The following is a 17,315-nucleotide window of genomic DNA, read 5'->3' as shown; positions in this document are numbered from 1 at the left end:
ATGAGAGGAGTGAGCGTATGCAGCTCAAGCAATCGATTTACTTTCATTCACCGATTTTTCTTCAAAATATCTTAACGACGGTTTACGGTCGCATGCTCTACCAGGAACGATATGGTCCGGTTTATCAAAAACGGTTACAAGAATTGAAGGAAAAAGAACGTTTTCGGACGAATGCGCAAGTGGAACAACTGGCACGACTGAATCAATTTCTGCTATTTTGCCAGACGTACAGTTCCTATTATCAAGAGCTGTTCGAGCAACATCAAATCAGATTACCGCTCCAGGCATTGGATGAGTTAAAGCAAATTCCGATATTGAGCAAGGAAATCCTCCGGACGCGTAATGCAGACGTCCATGCTAAAATCCGGGCGCCGATCCTCGGGAAAACAGGCGGGACGACAGGGAAGTCGATTCAAGTCCATTACACAAAAGAAGATATGCAGATCCGGATGGCGCATCTCGACTACTTTAAGTGGACACACGGGATTGAACGCGGCATGCGACGCGCCAGCTTCACGGCTCAGACGTTAGCGGCAGAATCACAAAAAGCACCGGTGTATTGGCGGATGAATAAAACGATCAATCAGATGTTGTTTACGATAAAAAATATTAATCCACAAACGGCAGCCTCGTACATCGAACAATTGAACCGGTTTAACCCGGAATCAATCGATGGTTTACCTTCAGGCATGATCGAAGTGGCCCGTCATGCCAAAAAATACAATATTCCGTGTACGTTCCGCCCGAAGGCGATTTTCCCGACGGCGGAAATGATGACGCCGGCGGAACGCCAATTGATTGAGGAAGTGTTTCATGCGCCGATTTTTGATCAGTATGCCTCATCCGAGGGAGCACCTATCGTTGCAGAATGTCGCTATGGTAAAAAACATCTGCACTATGAAATGGGCATCATTGAGGTTGAAGAAGATGGTCAGATTCTCGTGACGAGCTTTGATACACACGGCACTCCGCTCGTCCGGTACCGTGTTGGAGATCGTATGACGCTGAGTGAAACAACGTGCCAGTGCGGGCACGACGGACCGGTCATCGCGTCAATTGACGGACGGGGACGAAGTTTCATTCAACTGAAAGACGGTCATCGGATTTTCGAGGGAGAACTGGCCGGTATCGTTCGCGCTTTCCCGAACTGTATCGAACGGGTCCAATATATTCAATCCGACAAGGAAGAAATCGTCATGCTGTACGTACCGGATGAACGTTGTTTTAAAGAAGAACACGAAAAGGAACTGTACTTCGTCTTGAAGCGGTTGTTTGGCGGACAAATGGAAGTGTTGTTACGGGCAGTTCCGGAAATTCCGAAAGAAATCAGCGGGAAAACGTTGTTAATCAAACAATTGTTACCGGAGACCAGTTGAAAATTCAAAACGTAAAAAACGCTGGCAGATTAACCTTTCTTTTCAAAAAAGGTAATGATGTAATCGTAACGCGGATCCAAATGAGGATCCGTGTTTTTGTCGGATATTTTTTATGGGGTATGGTTTTTTTTGACAATTGTTGTAATATGTGAGAAGAGAATTAAGAAAGGGGGATTGAGATGAGGTCACGCGCCAATGTCTTACTGCTTGGATGTATACATTTTGATCGTCCGGATAACGGTGATTTGCTTCATCTACAAGGTAATTCAGTCCTGACACCGGACCGGCAAACACAAGTTAAGGATGTTTTGAGTGTCCTGTCTAACTTTCGTCCGACAAAAATCATGCTGGAAACGCAATTGGAGAACCAACAGGATTTGACGCATGAATACGCGGCGTATCGTGCTGGCAACTTGACGCTGACCGCGGATGAACGGCACCAGCTGGGTTTTCGTCTCGCATCCCAAGTTGGTCTCAATTTAATTCAAGCAATTGATTGGAATCAGTTGCTTGACGGGATACCATCGCTTGGACAGCTTAGAGAGGAAAAGCCTGAACGATTTGACGAAATCATTTCCAAGGAGACAAAACGAATGCAACAGATGGAACAAGAATTTGCCGAACTGCCGTTGCTTTCTTTTCTACAAACAATTAACACAGATGGACGGGTGCAGGAGATGCATCAGACTTATTTAAAACTTGCTTGTCTTGGTGAACCTGGAATGGAGTGGGTATCGCGATATTGGTATTATCGCAACCTGATGATTTTTAAAAATATCCTTGCATGCCTTACAGGACAAGATGAGCAGGTTGTCATCATCTATGGTCTTGCACACGTCCACTTGCTAAAACAGTTGCTAACGGAGAGTGGCGAGGTTAATCTTTTGACGCTTGACGATATCATGATATAGGGAGAGATACATATGTTATTTCATTATCATCTATGGACACCTTTCGTTGAAGAAACGGAACGGTTTTATCAGCAGCTCGGTTTTCAGGTGACACAACGGATTGGTAGATACGAAGGAGCGTTCACCTCGTTTGATCCTCCGCTCGACTGGGATGATTTCCGCGAGCAACCGATTCTGTTTCGGATCATTGAGATGAAACGCGGAGCGATCAACATGACGTTCGGTTACGGAAAAAAGGTGATGTTTGATCATATCGGATTTCTCGTGACAGAAGCCGACCGGCTGCAGATCCTCGGCCGGGCGGAAGCGGTCGGATTAACGGTCCAGGCAAACGAACGCCGGACGTTCATTCAGACACCGTTTGGTTTCCGGATCGAACTGCAGACCCATCCTGATGCCGTCCAGTCAGAAACGGGTGACCAACTGCTGCAACTCGACATTGCGACGTCGACACCAGGTCTTAAGAAGCTGTTGTCTCAATTACTGGATCGGTCTGTTCCGGAAATTACGACGATTGTAGCGGAACGGATGCATTTCAGACAGGCTGTGTTTTCCGGAACGCCTACGCTGCCTGGGCAGGATCCAAACGGTCTTGAAGTCCGGACCGTGAGTCCGCTCGCGTTAATCAGTGGACGGGTACGTGACGAAAACCTTTAAAGGCGTCGTGTCTGTCAGCAAGTTCTCGAAACATCCGGCTAAATCCTGAGAAGCAACTGTTTGTTCAAACAGTCGTTCGAGCTGCGGGACATGTGGTGCCGTCTTAAAAAACCATGCGGCATGGTCCTGATAATCCCAGCCGTCACTTGAGCCGATCAGCCGCAATTCCTTTTCGTAAAAGGCGGCAGTCAACGATAAGGTCTCGTGATTCCCGTCTGAAAGAATGCAGAGCTGTCCATGGGGAACAAGCTTTTCCTGCAATAAGGCGAAAGCGTCCTGGCGTGCGGAACATTCCAGTGCATGTGTAAACGTCTCGACGAATGGATCAGTGTCTGAGTACAAAGTATGCGCCCCGAGTGACAGGGCAAGCGATGTTCGGACCGGATTAGGATCGGATACGACAATCCGTTTTACACGGTAATAGTGCCGAAGATAGAAGACCGTCAGCAGTCCCATGACACCCATTCCGGTCACAAGCACCGAATCTGTCGTTCGTGGCGCTAGTTTCCGGACGCCTTTCGCGGCATCGCACGATAGGATGTTCAGCAATGCGAGTTTGGCGGATATGCCGTCCGGAACAGGAATGGCTTTGGCTTCTTCGACGAGTGCGATATCCTGATGTCCGTAAAATGCAAGCAGGCGGTCGCCGACTTGAAACCGGGTGACCTGATCTCCGACAGCGATAACGGTGGCGTAGCTTTCGTAGCCGGTCTCTTTCGGATAGGCTGGAGACGGATCAGTGGGGTCGTCGCCCCGGACTTGCGGCAGTTCAGCCCCGATGCTGATCGCGCCGGCAATCGTCCGGACAAGCAGTTCGTGTTCTTGGACCGGAGGAAGGTGGTGTCTGGTCCAGGTGACAGACCGGGCTGCCGTAACCTGTAATCGGTGTTGATGCATTAAAAAACCTCTTTTCTGAAAAAAATCGTCTTCTTCTAGTATAAGGTAAATAATCCCTTGTCAGATTAAAAATATGACAATTTTGTAAGGTGGAAACTGTCGGATGAGGATCCATTTCCAATTCAGGATATGTTATTCTGAAAAAAAGATGGAATCAGAAAAGGGTGTGGTCCTCATCGAACGAATCGAAATGTCCATCCATCGTGGATTAGTAGAGTTGAAGAATTTAGATAAACGGATTCAAAAAGCGCAGACGAAATCGTTTATCGGTGTGCAAAGTGGCAGTCAGGCACCTGCAGGATATCCGTCTGTCGTGGTATTTGCGGAAGAAGCGAAAGCGAACCTTCAGTCAGTCCGCGATTTAATGGAGCGCCGGAACCGGATTAAGTCTTCTATCACGGCATCGAATGCCGTGACGATCGTCCGGATGGAGGGGCGTGAGATGACCGTCGCAGAGGCGATTGACCGTCGGGATACCGGTCTTGTCTATGAACGTCAACTGTTGCAGACGTTACGCGAACAACTCCGACAAGTCGAACAGACGATTGAGACGGAACGGCAAGACGTCGTACGGCGGGCGGACAGCCATATCGAAGCGACATACGGGTCGCGGGAAAAAGGGAATGCGGACGAGATGGAAAAGTCACGCCGTCTGTTCCTCGAGCGGCTGGAGCCGAATCTGATTGATCCGTCGAACCTGCGTCAGGTCATTGCTGAACTCGATGAGACGATTGATACGTTTGAAACGGAAGTGGATTTTACGTTATCGGAAAGCAACACAGTGACCAAAATTTTCGCCTGAGGAACATCCCCTGTTTGCCTGATACTCCTGTGACCAAACACGCTTGTTTTGTGCGATAACAAAACAACGGTGCACTGGCACCTCACATCGGTTCTATCCGGAACCTGACGTGAAAGTTCAACGTTGACAGCTCAACCGACAACGAACAAAGGTGAACGCTCAGAGCATTAAAGTAGAACCTTCAACGAATAAAGAAGGATCAAATCCACGAGAACATGGTAATAGAGAGGACTTGTTTGTTGCCTCTAGGAGTACCGCGTGGCTGGGCCGACAGGGGACATACATAATAGTCGACGGGAGAGGATGGGGAAGATGTTGAATTGGTATTTAACGGTTCTTGATATACCGAATCTTGCGCTTGCAGCACTCATTATCGGTATTGTTTTGACTGTAAGGTACGGACGTCTCTTTGTTCGTCGAGACATCCCGATATCCGGTAAACGACTGGCAGCCGTCCTGTACGGTGGCTGTCTGTTCGGTTTGGGCGGGATTGTCCTGTTGTATGCGTGAAGAGACAACCTTTTTTGAAGCGGAGATCTCCGTTTTAAAAAAGGTTTTTTTGTTTCCATCACGAAGGAGATAATGTCAGTGGAATTGAAAAAAAGGAGGAACTGAACATGGATGGATTATTAAAACGTCGAATCGGAGCGGGAGTTGTCGACTTAGTTGTACAAGGGATGGTTTCCGGTGTGCTCGAGAAAACGGTATTGAAGCGTATCAAGAACAAAGCAGTGCATTCACTCATTACGGAGCCGGTCGTTAATTTTTTGATTGAGACGGTCCAACTGTCAACAGGTAGCGGACAAACCGTCGGGCAACGTCTGTTTCAAATTCAGGTCGTCAGCGAGAACGGCCAGCCGCTCGCCATCAAACAGATTGCGAAACGGATTGTGTACCGGGAGACGATTGCTCCGATTAAAGGCTGGAAAAATCGGGAAGTATATTGGCAGGATGGATCCGTCTTGCCGGAAGATGAATTCGCGCAGACGCGGGTAGTCCGGACGGTAAAATGAAGTCGTTGAGTCAGGGCTAAAGAATAGAAAGGCGAGGGTAGCAGATGTGAATTCTGCTACCCTCGTCTGTTTGAATGAGAACGTCAGTTAATACGTAGTACTGAAAGAATAGGTGATGTGTTGCGAATAAGGAGAGTCTTGGTTGATAAAAGAAGATAGTACAAAAGGGGATGAATCAAAACAAATACCAAAATAGGATGAAATCCGGTCGTTATTCGATGCGGCCGACAAAACAAATCCGGGTTGAGAGGTTTCGATCGTCATCCACCGACCACTTACCGCTTCGTGAATAGAGATGACCGGTTGTTGATGAAACAAAAAATACGTATCGAACTGGTGGATGGACGGTGTTTTGTTTGAAAAGAACTGGTTTAACCGGCGCCCTAACTGAAAATCAAAGTCTGTTCCTTTCGTTTGTGTGAACAAGGGATCGATTAAAAGCGTCGGCGCTGGATGAAGGAAATGAGAACTCGAAAATTTTAAATCATGTTGTGTGATGCTCTCTTTACAATTACCGCTTAAGTTAAAGAAAATTGGAAGGGACAATGAGAGGCGAAGCGGCTGTTTTGTCGTTGCGACATAGTGAATCGTCAATTGATTATCATTTGTCAGTAAGTAAAGGATATTGAGGTCGATGCTCTGATCCTCGACTACGATTTCCGTTGACAGACGGAGTCCTGCTTGTCGTGTCGTCGTAAACCTTTCCCCGTCATTGAACACGAAATCATGTAATGCTAAGTGGCTATGGCGAACTGTACCGGACGACACGTCATAGACCTGCCCGGATACGCCGGTAAGAATCGAAGAATCAAAAGCATCCGACTTCCTAAAAAAGCCGCTGAAGATGATATCTTCTTGATGACCATTCCGGTCAGGAACTAACAACCGGTCGATTCTGCCTCCTCTATTCGAAATACTGACTTCAATCCCTCGATTGTTTTTCAATCGATATTGTTTCGACTGATCATCCGTCAATTGATCAATTTCGATCTGCATTTTCTTTCCTCCTCTTTTCAAGTGAAATAAAACGCTTTTTAACGGTATAATAAATGTGAAGCTACAAATTAAGTAAACTTTTTTATTTAATTTTACCATAATTAAAGTTTAAGATAATAATCTTTTTACTAAAATTATTTACTATAAAATTAACTGGAGATAGGGATGGATGGATGATGGCAACGATTAAAGATATTGCGAAAGAAGCCGGATGTTCGATTTCGACGGTTTCGCGTGTGTTAAATAATGATCCGACTTTATCGGTGGGAGAAGAGACGAGGACCAGGATTTTTGAAGTGGCAGACGAGGTCGGGTACCGAAAAAAAACACTGAAAACGCTCGTGAAAAACATTGCTTTTTTATACTGGCTGACTGACAACGAAGAGCTCGAAGACGTCTATTTTCAAACGATGCGGGTTGAAATTGAAAAAAAAGCACGTGAAAACAATATTGAGTTGACGACCTACAAACTAGAGGGGGGAATTGAGAAAATTCCACTTGATATCGACGGGTTTATTGCTGTCGGTTCCTTTATGAATCGTGAGTTGGAATATTTGAGGGAATTGACACCGCATGGCGTGTTCATCGATTCCACGCCGGATCCGGCGTATTACGACTCCGTTCGTCCGGATCTTGCACAAATTACCCGGCAGGCAGTCGAAGTATTGATTGAACAAGGACATCAGAAGATTGGGTTTATCGGTGGAACGTATCACAACCAGGATGCGGATACAGAAGAGATGGATGGGCGGGAACGGGCATTTCGCCAAGCAATGGAAGAACGTCAGTTATTGCGTGAAGAGTTCATCTTTTGCCGGCGGGGTTTTTCGGTCGATAACGGTTATTACTTGATGAATCAAGCGGTTCAACAGCTCGGGGAAGAGTTGCCGACAGCTTTTTATGTCGCGGCGGATCCGATTGCGGTTGGTTGCTTACAAGTCTTGAATGAACAGCAAATCGAGATTCCGAAACGCGTCAGTCTGATCAGTGTCAATGATACAAGCATCTCAAAATATGTATCACCACCTTTGACAACGTTCCGCATCGACTTGGAGGAAATTTGTCAGAATGCGATTCAATTGTTGTTGGAACGAATTTTGAAGAAACGAAAAGTGGTCAAAACCGTTTACATCGGTGCTGAATTAATTAGACGGAAAAGTACATTGTAAATAAATTTAGTAAAATTTTTTACTAAATTTATTTACAATGTTTTCTTGTGGTGCTATATTTTGATTATTAAAGCGCTTACAAAAAGTGTTTTAATCTTTTCATAATATGATCCACAGGAGGAAAAAGTAGATGAAAAAAACCATTACATATATGACGGTCCTGAGTAGTCTGGCGTTAACGGTTTCGCTCGCGGCGTGTGGTCCTGGGGAAGAAGCGCAGGGAAACAAGGAACAATCATCAAATAAAGAAGCGAAGCTGATCGTCTGGGAAGACATTGAAAAAGGCGAAGGAATCAAAGACATCGTTTCAAAATTCGAACAGGACAACGATGTCGACGTACAGGTCATCGAAAAACCGTACGCTAAGCAAATCGAGGATTTACGATTAGATGGTCCGGCTGGTACAGGTCCTGATTTGTTGACGATGCCGGGGGATCAGATTGGCACAGCGGTAACGGAAGGAATCATCAAAGAGATGAATGTCCCGGAAGAGGTCCAGTCGATTTATACCGATGTTGCCCTTGATTCGCAAAAAGTGAACGGAAAACTCTACGGTGTCCCGAAAGCGGTGGAAACGACGGTTTTATACTACAACAAAAAACTGGTCTCAGAAGACAAGCTACCGAAAACACTGGAAGAATGGTACGCCTTATCGAAAAAAACGACAACTGGGCAATCGTTCGGGTTCCTCGCTTTATTTGATCAAATCTATTATGCCCAAAGTGTCTTAAGTGGATATGGCGGTTATATTTTCAAACAAGATAATCAAGGAAAATACCAGACAAAAGAAGTCGGTCTTGCGAATACCGGAGCCATCAAAGGTGCGTCCTATATTCAAAAGTTCTATCAGGAAAAATTATTCCCGGCAGGTATCATCGGGGAGCAGGGCATCAATGTTTTGGAATCCTTGTTTACGGAAGGGAAGGCAGCCGCCATCATCTCCGGTCCCTGGAATGTCGAGCCGTTTACGAAAGCCGGCATTGATTTCGGTATCACAAAACTGCCGGAACTTGAAAACGGGAAAAATATGAGTTCTTTCATCGGCGTCAAAAGTTATAATGTCAGTGCCTATTCCAAACGATCGGAGCTTGCGAGCAAACTGGCGCTTTATTTGACGAATGCAGAAAACTCGAAAAAGCGTTTTGAAATCACAAAAGAAGTCCCGGCCGTCAGTGCGTTGGCACAGGATCCGGCTGTGACGAAAAGTCCGGCCGCACAGGCAGTCGCCGAACAATCGAAATTTTCCGAGTTGACACCTAACATCCCTGAAATGAATGAAGTCTGGAAGCCGGTCGATGCCGCCCTTCAAACGATTGCGACCGGAAAAGCGGGACCGGAAGCAGCGATGAAGCAAGCCGTCAAGACGATTGACGGTCAGATTAAGGCGAAACACGGAACGAAATAACCGTGTTTAATATGACAATGCCTGACAGTCGGAGATTCTAGTAAAGAGGTGAAGGACGTGCAACACCGGAAAATTGGATTGATGTTATCAATCATTCCAGGACTTGGCCAATTGTATCACCGGCAATGGATGAAAGGCGGACTCTTGCTCGCAGTCAGCATTGCCTTTTGGATAGCGTTCGCCGATCTGCTCAACATGGGGCTATGGGGAATCGTAACACTCGGAACAGAAGTGCCACGCGACAACTCGATTTTTTTGTTGGCACAAGGCATCATCGCGATCATCGTCCTGTTATTTGGGATCGGTCTGTATGTATTTAATTTACGGGACGCCTACCGTAATGGAGAAAAGCGGGATCAAGGCGTCCGACCGGATTCTTTGTGGTCGGATTATCGGAATTTAATGGATCAGGGTTATCCCTATTTAGTCAGCGGACCTTCGTTGTTTCTATTGATCTTTGCCGTAATCTTTCCCATTTTGTTCAGTTTCGCCTTGGCGTTCACGAATTATGATTTGTACCATTCCCCGCCTGCCAAACTGGCGGATTGGGTCGGATTTTCTACCTTTGCTCAAATCTTCACAGTTGATATTTGGCGGTCGACGTTCTTTGATGTGTTGTCTTGGACAATTGTCTGGACCTTGGTCGCCTCGACCTTACAAGTGTCGCTCGGTATTTTTTTAGCAGTACTCGTCAATCAAAAAGAGGTCCAGTTCAAACGTGTCATTCGGACGATTTTCGTCTTGCCGTGGGCGGTTCCTGGTTTTGTGACGATTCTTGTCTTTGCCGGACTCTTTAATGACAGCTTCGGTGCCATCAATCTGGACATCTTGTCTCTGTTCGGTCTTGATCCGGTCCCGTGGTTAACGGATGAGAAGTGGACACGTGTTGCCCTCGTTTTTATGCAGGGATGGCTCGGATTCCCGTACGTCTTTTTAGTGACGACAGGTGTCCTGCAATCAATTCCGGATGATTTATACGAAGCAGCAACGATTGACGGGGCGTCGATGTTTGCGAAGTTTCGACATATTACGATGCCGATGGTACTGATTGCAATGTCGCCGATCATCATTACCCAGTTCACGTTTAATTTCAATAACTTTAATATCATCTATCTCTTTAACGGGGGCGGACCGTCCGTACCCGGTTCCAATGCCGGCGGAACGGATATTCTCGTCTCCTGGATATATAAATTGACGATGCAGTCCGGTCAATATGCGTTAGCGGCCGCCTTGACAATCTTACTGTCGATTTTTGTCATCGCGATTGCGTTATGGCAGTTTAGACGTACGAACGCCTTTAAGGAAGGAGCGTGATCGGGATGGCGACTGGAAACAAGACACGGACGGTTCGTCTGACGCTGACCTATTTGATTCTGCTGTTCGTTGCGACCTGCATCATCTATCCCCTCCTGTGGACGATTGGTGCGAGCTTTAATCCGGGCAACAGTTTAGTCAGCACATCGATCATTCCGAAAAATCCAACACTTGATCATTACCGGGAATTATTTGCCGGAAAAGAAAGTCTGCAATACGGTCATTGGTATATGAATTCTTTGAAAATCAGTCTCTTTACGATGCTCGGGACGGTTGTCAGTGTTTCTTTTACAGCCTATGCTTTTTCAAGGTTTCGCTTCAAAGGACGCCAGCAAGCCTTGACGTTGTTCTTGCTGTTACAGATGATTCCGCAGTTTTCAGCCTTGATTGCCCTGTTCGTGCTGGCCCAGCTACTTGGCATGATGAATAGTCATTGGCTGCTGATTCTGTTATATATCGGCGGGCAAATTCCGATGAATACCTACTTGATGAAAGGATATATGGATTCAATTCCGGTCGATCTCGATGAAAGTGCCAAACTCGACGGCGCCGGTCATACCCGGATTTTCATCCAAATTATTTTACCGCTCTGTCGTCCGATGCTTGCCGTGGTCGCGATGAATGGATTTACGGGACCACTCGGGGATTTTGTGCTGGCTTCGACAATTTTACGGACGCAGGAAGCGTATACGTTGCCGATTGGACTGTTTAATCTTGTCAACGAAGCGATGGGAGCGAGCTATACGACGTTTGCTGCCGGAGCGATTTTGATCAGCATCCCGGTCGCGGTTCTGTTTGTCCTGCTGCAAAAACATTTTGTGTCCGGACTGACGGCCGGGGGAACAAAAGGGTAAGAGAGAAAGAACAGCTAAATTGGTGAGTGAGGGAGAGTTTAATAATGGGACGAAAAATCTATACATCAAAGGCCAGGCATCTGTTGCATGGCGGGGACTATAATCCGGATCAGTGGCTCGATGTCCCGGACGTCTTGCAGGACGATTTACGGTTGATGCGTCTCGCGCACACGAATACGTACTCGGTTGGTATCTTTGCCTGGAGTGCGCTCGAACCGACCGAAAATCAGTTCACATTCGACTGGCTCGACCGGATCATTGACGATATTCATGCGAACGGGGGCCGGGTCATCCTCGCGACACCAAGCGGGGCGCGTCCGGCCTGGTTATCGCAAACGTATCCGGAAGTCCTGCGTGTCGATGAGCGGCGTGTCAAACAGCTCCACGGCGGGCGTCATAATCACTGTCTGACGTCACCGGTGTATCGAAAGAAAACGCAGCAAATAAACTGTTTGTTGGCCGAACGGTACGGGAATCATCCAGCGCTGTTGATGTGGCATGTTTCGAACGAGTACGGCGGCGAGTGCCATTGTCCGCTTTGTCAGGAAGCCTTTCGCGACTGGCTGAAAGTGAAGTATGAGTCGCTCGAAGCGTTGAATGCCTCGTGGTGGAGTGCCTTTTGGAGTCATACGTTTGATGATTGGTCGCAAATCGAGTCGCCGTCACCGATCGGCGAAAGCATGGTCCATGGTCTGAATCTGGACTGGAAACGCTTTGTGACGGATCAAACGATTTCCTTTTTTGAGCAGGAAAGCGTCCCCTTACGCGAATTGACGCCAGCACTTCCGATTACGACTAATTTCATGGCGGATACAGAGGACTTGATTCCGTTTCAGGCCCTCGACTACAGTCGATTCGCGAAGAATGTCGATGTCGTCAGTTGGGATGCCTATCCGACCTGGCACAACGACTGGGAGACGACCGCCAATTTAGCGATGAAGGTCGGATTCATCAATGACTTGTTCCGGAGTCTGAAGCAGCAACCGTTCCTCTTGATGGAATCGACACCTAGTGCCGTCAACTGGCATCCCGTCAATAAAGCGAAACGTCCGGGCATGCATCTGTTGTCCTCGCTGCAAATGATTGCCCACGGTTCCGACAGCGTACTGTATTTCCAGTGGCGTAAATCCCGCGGCTCGTCGGAAAAGTTCCACGGGGCGGTCGTCGATCATGACCGGTCAGAGCAGAACCGGGTCTTTCAGGAAGTCGCCCAAGTCGGACGGACCCTCGAGCAACTGGACGGCGTCGTCGGCACGACGCGTCCGGCAGAGGTCGGGATTCTTTACGACTGGGAAAACAACTGGGCCTTAAATGATGCCCAAGGGTTCGCAAACGACACGAAACAGTATCCGCAAACCCTTCAGGAACATTACCGTTTTTTTTACGAGCAGGATATTCCGGTCGATGTCATCACGAAGGAACAGCCGTTTGATGCTTACAACCTGTTGATCGTGCCGATGTTGTATTTAGTCAGTGCGACGATCCTGGAGCGGTTGCAGCGTTTTGTCGAACAGGGTGGGACGTTAGTCACGACGTACATGACGGGTCTCGTCGACGAACACGATTTGGCGTATGCCGGGTGGCCGGGTGAACTGAAAACGCTGTTTGGTTTGACGCCACTCGAAACGGATACCCTCTATCCGAATGACCGGAACGGGGTGACGTTTGCCGGTAAACGGTATGAACTGAAGGATTATGCGACGGTCATTCAGGTTGACGAAGCGGAAATCGTCGGCAGCTATACCGATGACTTTTATCGTCATACGCCGGCCGTGACGAAACATCGGCTGGGACAAGGAGAAGCCTGGTATATCGGTGGGAGACTCGAGACAGCCTTCCAGCGTGACCTGTATACATTGCTGACGGATCGCTTACGGATCGAGGCGCCGCTCGCGACATCGCACAGAACGGAAGTATCCGTTCAAGTACGTCGCGGTCAGGAGACAGATTACGGATTCATCCTGAACTTTTCCGAAGTCGAGCAATCGATTGAACTGTTCGAGCCGTTGCTGGAATCTGCGACACAAACGGAGATCAGCAGTCAGTTGATACTTGCCCCCTATGAAGTCAAGATCGTTGAACGGAAGAATCGCGATCAAATATGAATGTAATCAAAAACGGCTTTTCAGACAGAAATAACTTCTGTCCGAAAAGCCGTTTTTTGGTATGGCCGTTAAAAGGTAGTTTTCTCTTGTGGAAAGCTCATCCATTCGAGCAGTGTTTTAGCCGGACGCGACAAGACCGCTTGTTTTTTCCAAATCAAGTAGGTGTTGGCGGTAAGCGCCGGCGTCAGCGGGACGAAGATGAGTTCACTTCCGCTTGTATTGACGATGCGGTCGAGACACAAAGCATGACCTACTCCTTCCTTGACGAGGAGCGAAGCGTTGAACAGCAGGTTGTATGTTCCGACGATATGGACCGTGTCCCAGTCCAAACCGGTCCGTTCCGCGAACGTCCGATTTCCTTGGAGTTGTTCCGAAACGATTAACGGGAGGTCCCGTAAATCGTCTGCCGTTACCGTCGCCTGTTGCCCGAGCGGATGATCGCGCCGTGTCAAAATCCCCCATTGATCAGGCTGATTCAGTTTCAGGTAATGATAGGCCTTGACGTCAAACGGTTCAATGACCAGTCCGAAATCCAGAATTCCTTTATCGAGCTTATCCAGAATATCCTGACCGTTCCCGCTGTGAATCCGAATCGTGACGTCCGGATGCTGTGATTGCATTTGTTTGAATGACCGGATGACCGGCAACAGACTTTCCGTTTCACCGCCGCCGATATAAAGTTCGCCACGCAACGTTTCCTCGGTCACAAGATTGATGACGATTTTATCGGCCAGCGTCACAAGTTCGCGCGCCCGTTCCGCCAAATAGTACCCGCTTTCCGTCAGGACGATGCCTCCCGGAGTCCGGTCGAACAACGGACCGGCCAATTCGTCTTCTAACCGTTGGAGTTGACGGGACAGTGCAGGTTGAGAAATCCGAAGAATCCGGGCCGCCCGGGTGATGTTTTTTTCCTCGACGACTGCTAAAAAATAACGTAATTGTTGAATTTCCATGACGTCCTCCTATGCGTTTTAGTTATGATTAATGATTTCATATTAGCATTAGACATGAAAGGTGAATACTCGTAACCTTGTAGACAAGCAACAACTAAGAGGAGGAATACAAATGAACACACCACTGGATAAAGTCATCGTCATCATGGGCGCGTCAAGCGGAATCGGCGAAGCGACGGCACGACTGCTCGCGTCACGCGGAGCCAAATTAATGCTCGCCGCCCGTCGAATCGAGCGGTTACAAGTCATTCAGGAAGCCTATCCTGAAGCGTATATTCAAATCAAACAGGCCGACGTCACCCGATTCGATCAGGTTGAAGCCGTCGTCGAGGAAGCAAAAGCCGTCTACGGACGGATTGATGTTCTCTTCAACAATGCCGGCATCATGCCGACCGCTCCGCTTGCGGCCGGACACCGGGAGGACTGGAAAAACATGCTCGACATCAACGTGATGGGCGTCTTGAACGGAATTACCGCGACACTGCCAATCATGGAACAGCAACAGTCCGGTCATATCATTGCGACAGATTCGGTTGCGGGACATGTCGTCTATCCGGAATCCGCCGTCTATTGCGGGACGAAGTTTGCCGTCCGGGCAATTATGGAAGGATTACGTCAGGAGCAATGCGAAAATAATGTCAAATCGACAATCATTTCACCGGGAGCCGTGCAGACGGAATTGTATACGACGATCAGAGATCAAGCAACAGGCGAGTCACTGCGTCAAGCGCAACAAGAGTGGGGATTGACGAGCGAAGATGTCGCCCAAGCCGTCCTGTATGCCATCGATACACCGGACCGTGTCTCAATCAGCAACTTAATCATCCGTCCGACGCAACAACAAGTGTGATGCGGATGGAGCATTCATCGATCTACCATCAAATCGAAAATCGGCTGGTCGAGTCACACGATGCCGTATTCGAGCAAATTCATGCCGTACAGCGGGACGGGGAACGACTGCTCCACCGGTTGAATCAGCACCTGTTGTCTCCGGCCGAGTTTCGCGAGACGCTGGGCGAGCTGATCGGTCAGCCGGTGGATGAGAGTGTTGTCGTCTTACCCCCGTTTTATACAGACTTTGGACGGCATATCTCACTTGGGAAAGACATCTTCATCAACCGCGGAGTCATGTTGACGGATCTCGGTTCGATTCAAATTGATGATCATGTGCTGATCGGTCCGTTTGCCAAGTTGTTGACCGTCAATCATCCGGTCAGTCCGTCGAAACGGCGGGGGCTGTCGGTGAAACCGATTCACCTGAAACGAAATGCCTGGATCGGAGCAGGGGCAACGATTCTGCCGGGCGTGACCGTCGGTAAACATGCGATTGTCGCAGCAAATGCGACCGTGACAACAGATGTACCGGACTTGGCGATTGTCGCCGGCACTCCGGCGCGAATCATCCGTTATATCGATGAATCGGAGGACTGACATGAAGCGTCGAGTCGGGACTGTCATCGTTCTCCTCTCGCTCGGACTTTCAGGTTGCAGTCCGTCAGTTTCGGTTTCAACCGAAGTCAAACAAGAAATCAAGGAGAGCGATACGATGAACATCAACGTCAACGGTCAGGTTGCTTCCGTACAACTGGAAGATAACGCGACGGTAAAAGCTATACTTGCGGAAATGCCGTTTACAATTCAGATGGATGATTTACACCAGAATGAGAAATACTATTATTTCGATAAGTCGTTTCCGGCGAATCCCCAACCGATTCAGACGATTGAAGCCGGAGACGTGCTACTGTATCAAAATAACTGCCTGGTGATTTTTTATCAAGCGGCTGAACCGATTGTTCCGTATACACGGATTGGAAAAATCAGTCGTTTTCAGGAAATCCAGGCGTCGTTCGGAAACCAGTCTGTTTCCGTGCAATGGTATGAAGGAGAGGGAGGACAACTATGACAAAATCGAAGACACCTGTAGAACATCCTTTTCAACGGGGAGAAATAAATGAAGCCTTTGAAGCGTATTTCACGGGACAAAGTTACCTCCATCCGTTAGTCAATGATTCATCGCTCGAAATTTCAGTCGGTCAGGTGACATTCGAACCGGGCTGTCGCAACCATTGGCATATCCATCGGGGCGGATATCAAATCTTACTCGTGACAGATGGGGAAGGGTGGTATCAGGAGATGGGCAAACCGGCCCGTCTGTTGCGAAGCGGAGATACGGTCGTCACATATGACGGCGTCAAGCATTGGCACGGGGCGACGTCAGACAGCTGGTTTTCGCACTTGACCATCACGGCAGGGACTCCGGACTGGCTGGAGCCGGTTTCGGGACGGGAATATGACTTGCTGAAGAAATAAATGAAAAACGAGATCTACCTTCAGTCCGTCATCTGGACCAGAGCGTAGATCTCGTTGTCTTTGGAGGGGAAAAATTAAAACGAACTTTCGAGTGTCCAAAAGGAATCTCCCAGTTGCTGCATCAGTTCGTTGGCCCGGCTTTCAATGCTTTCCGGTAACGTCGCTTGACTAAAGTAGGCCAGGTCAAGACTTTCTCCGTCAAGCATCGCAAGTGTCCCCGTGACGTTTTTCGCATGATAGAGATGAATGACGCCGTGCACTTCATCGCCGTTCGGATACTGGTAGTAAAAGCGGGGACCGGAAAAGACGCCGATCAGTTCCAGTTCGCTTGTCTGTAATCCAGTCTCTTCCTGCAGTTCACGGATGGCGACTTCTTCGAGCGTTTCGCCGAGTTCCATCGATCCGCCAGGCAGTCCCCAGTCAAGCGTATCGGACCGGTGTTGGAACAAAACTTCCTGCTGGTCATTTGTCACAAGGATGGTAGCACCGACACTGATGATTGGACGACTGCCGATGAGTTGCCGTAATTCTGAGATGTATCCCATTTAAATCA

The 17,315-nt window shown here is 48.2% G+C and carries 19 protein-coding genes; 15 read left to right on the top strand and 4 right to left on the bottom strand.

Annotated elements, in window-relative coordinates:
- Positions 1-17: 17 nt before the first annotated feature.
- The 3 genes from ACP26N_RS08915 to ACP26N_RS08905 all read left to right on the top strand — a co-directional run bounded on the left by ACP26N_RS08915 (position 18) and on the right by ACP26N_RS08905 (position 2,944).
- Positions 18-1,376: a phenylacetate--CoA ligase family protein gene (locus ACP26N_RS08915; protein WP_426353585.1), complete on the top strand. Its 1,359-nt coding sequence runs from the start codon at positions 18-20 to the stop codon at positions 1,374-1,376.
- Between the two features lie 179 nt (positions 1,377-1,555).
- Positions 1,556-2,287 (top strand): DUF5694 domain-containing protein, encoded by a 732-nt coding sequence (locus tag ACP26N_RS08910; protein WP_131972597.1) that lies wholly within the window; start codon positions 1,556-1,558, stop codon positions 2,285-2,287.
- A gap of 12 nt (positions 2,288-2,299) precedes the next feature.
- Positions 2,300-2,944, top strand: a complete 645-nt coding sequence (locus ACP26N_RS08905; RefSeq protein ID WP_426353583.1) for a hypothetical protein — start codon at positions 2,300-2,302, stop codon at positions 2,942-2,944.
- Here ACP26N_RS08905 and ACP26N_RS08900 read toward each other — a convergent pair.
- Positions 2,909-3,841 (bottom strand): alcohol dehydrogenase catalytic domain-containing protein, encoded by a 933-nt coding sequence (locus tag ACP26N_RS08900; protein ID WP_426353581.1) that lies wholly within the window; start codon positions 3,839-3,841, stop codon positions 2,909-2,911. The two genes, ACP26N_RS08905 and ACP26N_RS08900, sit on opposite strands and share 36 nt — an antisense overlap.
- 217 nt (positions 3,842-4,058) lie before the next feature.
- On the opposite strand from ACP26N_RS08900, the gene ACP26N_RS08895 reads away from it, so the two are divergent.
- The 3 genes from ACP26N_RS08895 (at position 4,059) to ACP26N_RS08885 (ending at position 5,656) form a co-directional block, all read left to right on the top strand.
- Positions 4,059-4,643 carry a hypothetical protein gene (locus ACP26N_RS08895; protein WP_251138723.1) on the top strand — a complete coding sequence of 195 codons (585 nt, stop codon included), beginning with the start codon at positions 4,059-4,061 and terminating at the stop codon, positions 4,641-4,643.
- 312 nt (positions 4,644-4,955) lie between these two features.
- The gene (locus ACP26N_RS08890) at positions 4,956-5,153 is read left to right on the top strand and encodes a hypothetical protein (RefSeq protein ID WP_131503682.1); all 198 of its coding nucleotides are present in this window, start codon (positions 4,956-4,958) and stop codon (positions 5,151-5,153) included.
- A gap of 107 nt (positions 5,154-5,260) precedes the next feature.
- Positions 5,261-5,656, top strand: a complete 396-nt coding sequence (locus tag ACP26N_RS08885; protein WP_426353580.1) for an RDD family protein — start codon at positions 5,261-5,263, stop codon at positions 5,654-5,656.
- Positions 5,657-5,743: 87 nt separating this feature from the next.
- Here ACP26N_RS08885 and ACP26N_RS08880 read toward each other — a convergent pair whose 3' ends face one another.
- Complete coding sequence (locus tag ACP26N_RS08880; protein WP_426353579.1) at positions 5,744-6,652, bottom strand: hypothetical protein; 909 nt, start codon at positions 6,650-6,652, stop codon at positions 5,744-5,746.
- Between the two features lie 176 nt (positions 6,653-6,828).
- Between ACP26N_RS08880 and ACP26N_RS08875 the strand changes: the two genes are divergently transcribed.
- The 5 genes from ACP26N_RS08875 (at position 6,829) to ACP26N_RS08855 (ending at position 13,499) form a co-directional block, all read left to right on the top strand.
- Positions 6,829-7,821, top strand: a complete 993-nt coding sequence (locus ACP26N_RS08875) for a LacI family DNA-binding transcriptional regulator (protein ID WP_426353577.1) — start codon at positions 6,829-6,831, stop codon at positions 7,819-7,821.
- A gap of 130 nt (positions 7,822-7,951) precedes the next feature.
- The gene (locus ACP26N_RS08870; RefSeq protein WP_426353575.1) at positions 7,952-9,226 is read left to right on the top strand and encodes a sugar ABC transporter substrate-binding protein; all 1,275 of its coding nucleotides are present in this window, start codon (positions 7,952-7,954) and stop codon (positions 9,224-9,226) included.
- A 57-nt stretch (positions 9,227-9,283) separates the two neighbouring features.
- Positions 9,284-10,540 (top strand): carbohydrate ABC transporter permease, encoded by a 1,257-nt coding sequence (locus ACP26N_RS08865; RefSeq protein ID WP_214854398.1) that lies wholly within the window; start codon positions 9,284-9,286, stop codon positions 10,538-10,540.
- Positions 10,541-10,545: 5 nt separating this feature from the next.
- Positions 10,546-11,394, top strand: a complete 849-nt coding sequence (locus ACP26N_RS08860) for a sugar ABC transporter permease (RefSeq protein WP_114595678.1) — start codon at positions 10,546-10,548, stop codon at positions 11,392-11,394.
- Between the two features lie 44 nt (positions 11,395-11,438).
- A complete protein-coding gene (locus tag ACP26N_RS08855; protein WP_426353573.1) occupies positions 11,439-13,499 on the top strand; it encodes a beta-galactosidase in 2,061 nt (686 codons plus the stop codon).
- Positions 13,500-13,567: 68 nt separating this feature from the next.
- Here the strand turns inward: ACP26N_RS08855 and ACP26N_RS08850 are convergent, their stop codons facing one another.
- Positions 13,568-14,452, bottom strand: a complete 885-nt coding sequence (locus tag ACP26N_RS08850) for a LysR family transcriptional regulator (RefSeq protein WP_426353572.1) — start codon at positions 14,450-14,452, stop codon at positions 13,568-13,570.
- A 112-nt stretch (positions 14,453-14,564) separates the two neighbouring features.
- On the opposite strand from ACP26N_RS08850, the gene ACP26N_RS08845 reads away from it, so the two are divergent.
- The 4 genes from ACP26N_RS08845 to ACP26N_RS08830 are packed head-to-tail and all read left to right on the top strand — an operon-like array spanning position 14,565 to position 16,762.
- The gene (locus tag ACP26N_RS08845) at positions 14,565-15,302 is read left to right on the top strand and encodes an SDR family oxidoreductase (protein ID WP_188004433.1); all 738 of its coding nucleotides are present in this window, start codon (positions 14,565-14,567) and stop codon (positions 15,300-15,302) included.
- The gene (locus ACP26N_RS08840) at positions 15,299-15,883 is read left to right on the top strand and encodes a DapH/DapD/GlmU-related protein (protein ID WP_370528929.1); all 585 of its coding nucleotides are present in this window, start codon (positions 15,299-15,301) and stop codon (positions 15,881-15,883) included. Before ACP26N_RS08845 ends, ACP26N_RS08840 begins: the two co-directional genes overlap by 4 nt.
- 1 nt (position 15,884) lies before the next feature.
- Entirely contained in the window at positions 15,885-16,355 is a 471-nt protein-coding gene (locus tag ACP26N_RS08835; protein WP_426353569.1) for a cyclophilin-like fold protein, read from the top strand.
- Entirely contained in the window at positions 16,352-16,762 is a 411-nt protein-coding gene (locus tag ACP26N_RS08830) for a cupin domain-containing protein (RefSeq protein ID WP_426353567.1), read from the top strand. The genes ACP26N_RS08835 and ACP26N_RS08830 overlap by 4 nt, the downstream gene beginning before the upstream one ends.
- Before the next feature lie 74 nt (positions 16,763-16,836).
- On the opposite strand, the gene ACP26N_RS08825 is transcribed toward ACP26N_RS08830, so the two are convergent.
- Positions 16,837-17,307, bottom strand: coding sequence for an NUDIX hydrolase (locus ACP26N_RS08825; RefSeq protein WP_426353565.1), 471 nt, complete (start codon positions 17,305-17,307; stop codon positions 16,837-16,839).
- Positions 17,308-17,315: the final 8 nt, after the last annotated feature.

It is taken from the genome of Exiguobacterium sp. R-39 (assembly GCF_049942815.1).
In the GTDB taxonomy this organism is placed as follows: Bacteria; Bacillota; Bacilli; order Exiguobacteriales; family Exiguobacteriaceae; genus Exiguobacterium_A.
Note: the sequence above shows the minus strand (reverse complement) of the source record. Positions and strands in the feature narration are given on the sequence as shown.

Bases quoted from the DNA above. Each gene is read 5' to 3' on its own strand.
- ACP26N_RS08915 (WP_426353585.1), top strand. From the start codon at position 18: ATGCAGCTCAAGCAATCGATTTACTTTCATTCACCGATTTTTCTTCAA.
- ACP26N_RS08910 (WP_131972597.1), top strand. From the start codon at position 1,556: ATGAGGTCACGCGCCAATGTCTTACTGCTTGGATGTATACATTTTGAT.
- ACP26N_RS08905 (WP_426353583.1), top strand. From the start codon at position 2,300: ATGTTATTTCATTATCATCTATGGACACCTTTCGTTGAAGAAACGGAA.
- ACP26N_RS08900 (WP_426353581.1), bottom strand. From the start codon at position 3,841: ATGCATCAACACCGATTACAGGTTACGGCAGCCCGGTCTGTCACCTGG.
- ACP26N_RS08890 (WP_131503682.1), top strand. From the start codon at position 4,956: ATGTTGAATTGGTATTTAACGGTTCTTGATATACCGAATCTTGCGCTT.
- ACP26N_RS08885 (WP_426353580.1), top strand. From the start codon at position 5,261: ATGGATGGATTATTAAAACGTCGAATCGGAGCGGGAGTTGTCGACTTA.
- ACP26N_RS08880 (WP_426353579.1), bottom strand. From the start codon at position 6,652: ATGCAGATCGAAATTGATCAATTGACGGATGATCAGTCGAAACAATAT.
- ACP26N_RS08875 (WP_426353577.1), top strand. From the start codon at position 6,829: ATGGCAACGATTAAAGATATTGCGAAAGAAGCCGGATGTTCGATTTCG.
- ACP26N_RS08870 (WP_426353575.1), top strand. From the start codon at position 7,952: ATGAAAAAAACCATTACATATATGACGGTCCTGAGTAGTCTGGCGTTA.
- ACP26N_RS08860 (WP_114595678.1), top strand. From the start codon at position 10,546: ATGGCGACTGGAAACAAGACACGGACGGTTCGTCTGACGCTGACCTAT.
- ACP26N_RS08855 (WP_426353573.1), top strand. From the start codon at position 11,439: ATGGGACGAAAAATCTATACATCAAAGGCCAGGCATCTGTTGCATGGC.
- ACP26N_RS08850 (WP_426353572.1), bottom strand. From the start codon at position 14,452: ATGGAAATTCAACAATTACGTTATTTTTTAGCAGTCGTCGAGGAAAAA.
- ACP26N_RS08845 (WP_188004433.1), top strand. From the start codon at position 14,565: ATGAACACACCACTGGATAAAGTCATCGTCATCATGGGCGCGTCAAGC.
- ACP26N_RS08835 (WP_426353569.1), top strand. From the start codon at position 15,885: ATGAAGCGTCGAGTCGGGACTGTCATCGTTCTCCTCTCGCTCGGACTT.
- ACP26N_RS08830 (WP_426353567.1), top strand. From the start codon at position 16,352: ATGACAAAATCGAAGACACCTGTAGAACATCCTTTTCAACGGGGAGAA.
- ACP26N_RS08825 (WP_426353565.1), bottom strand. From the start codon at position 17,307: ATGGGATACATCTCAGAATTACGGCAACTCATCGGCAGTCGTCCAATC.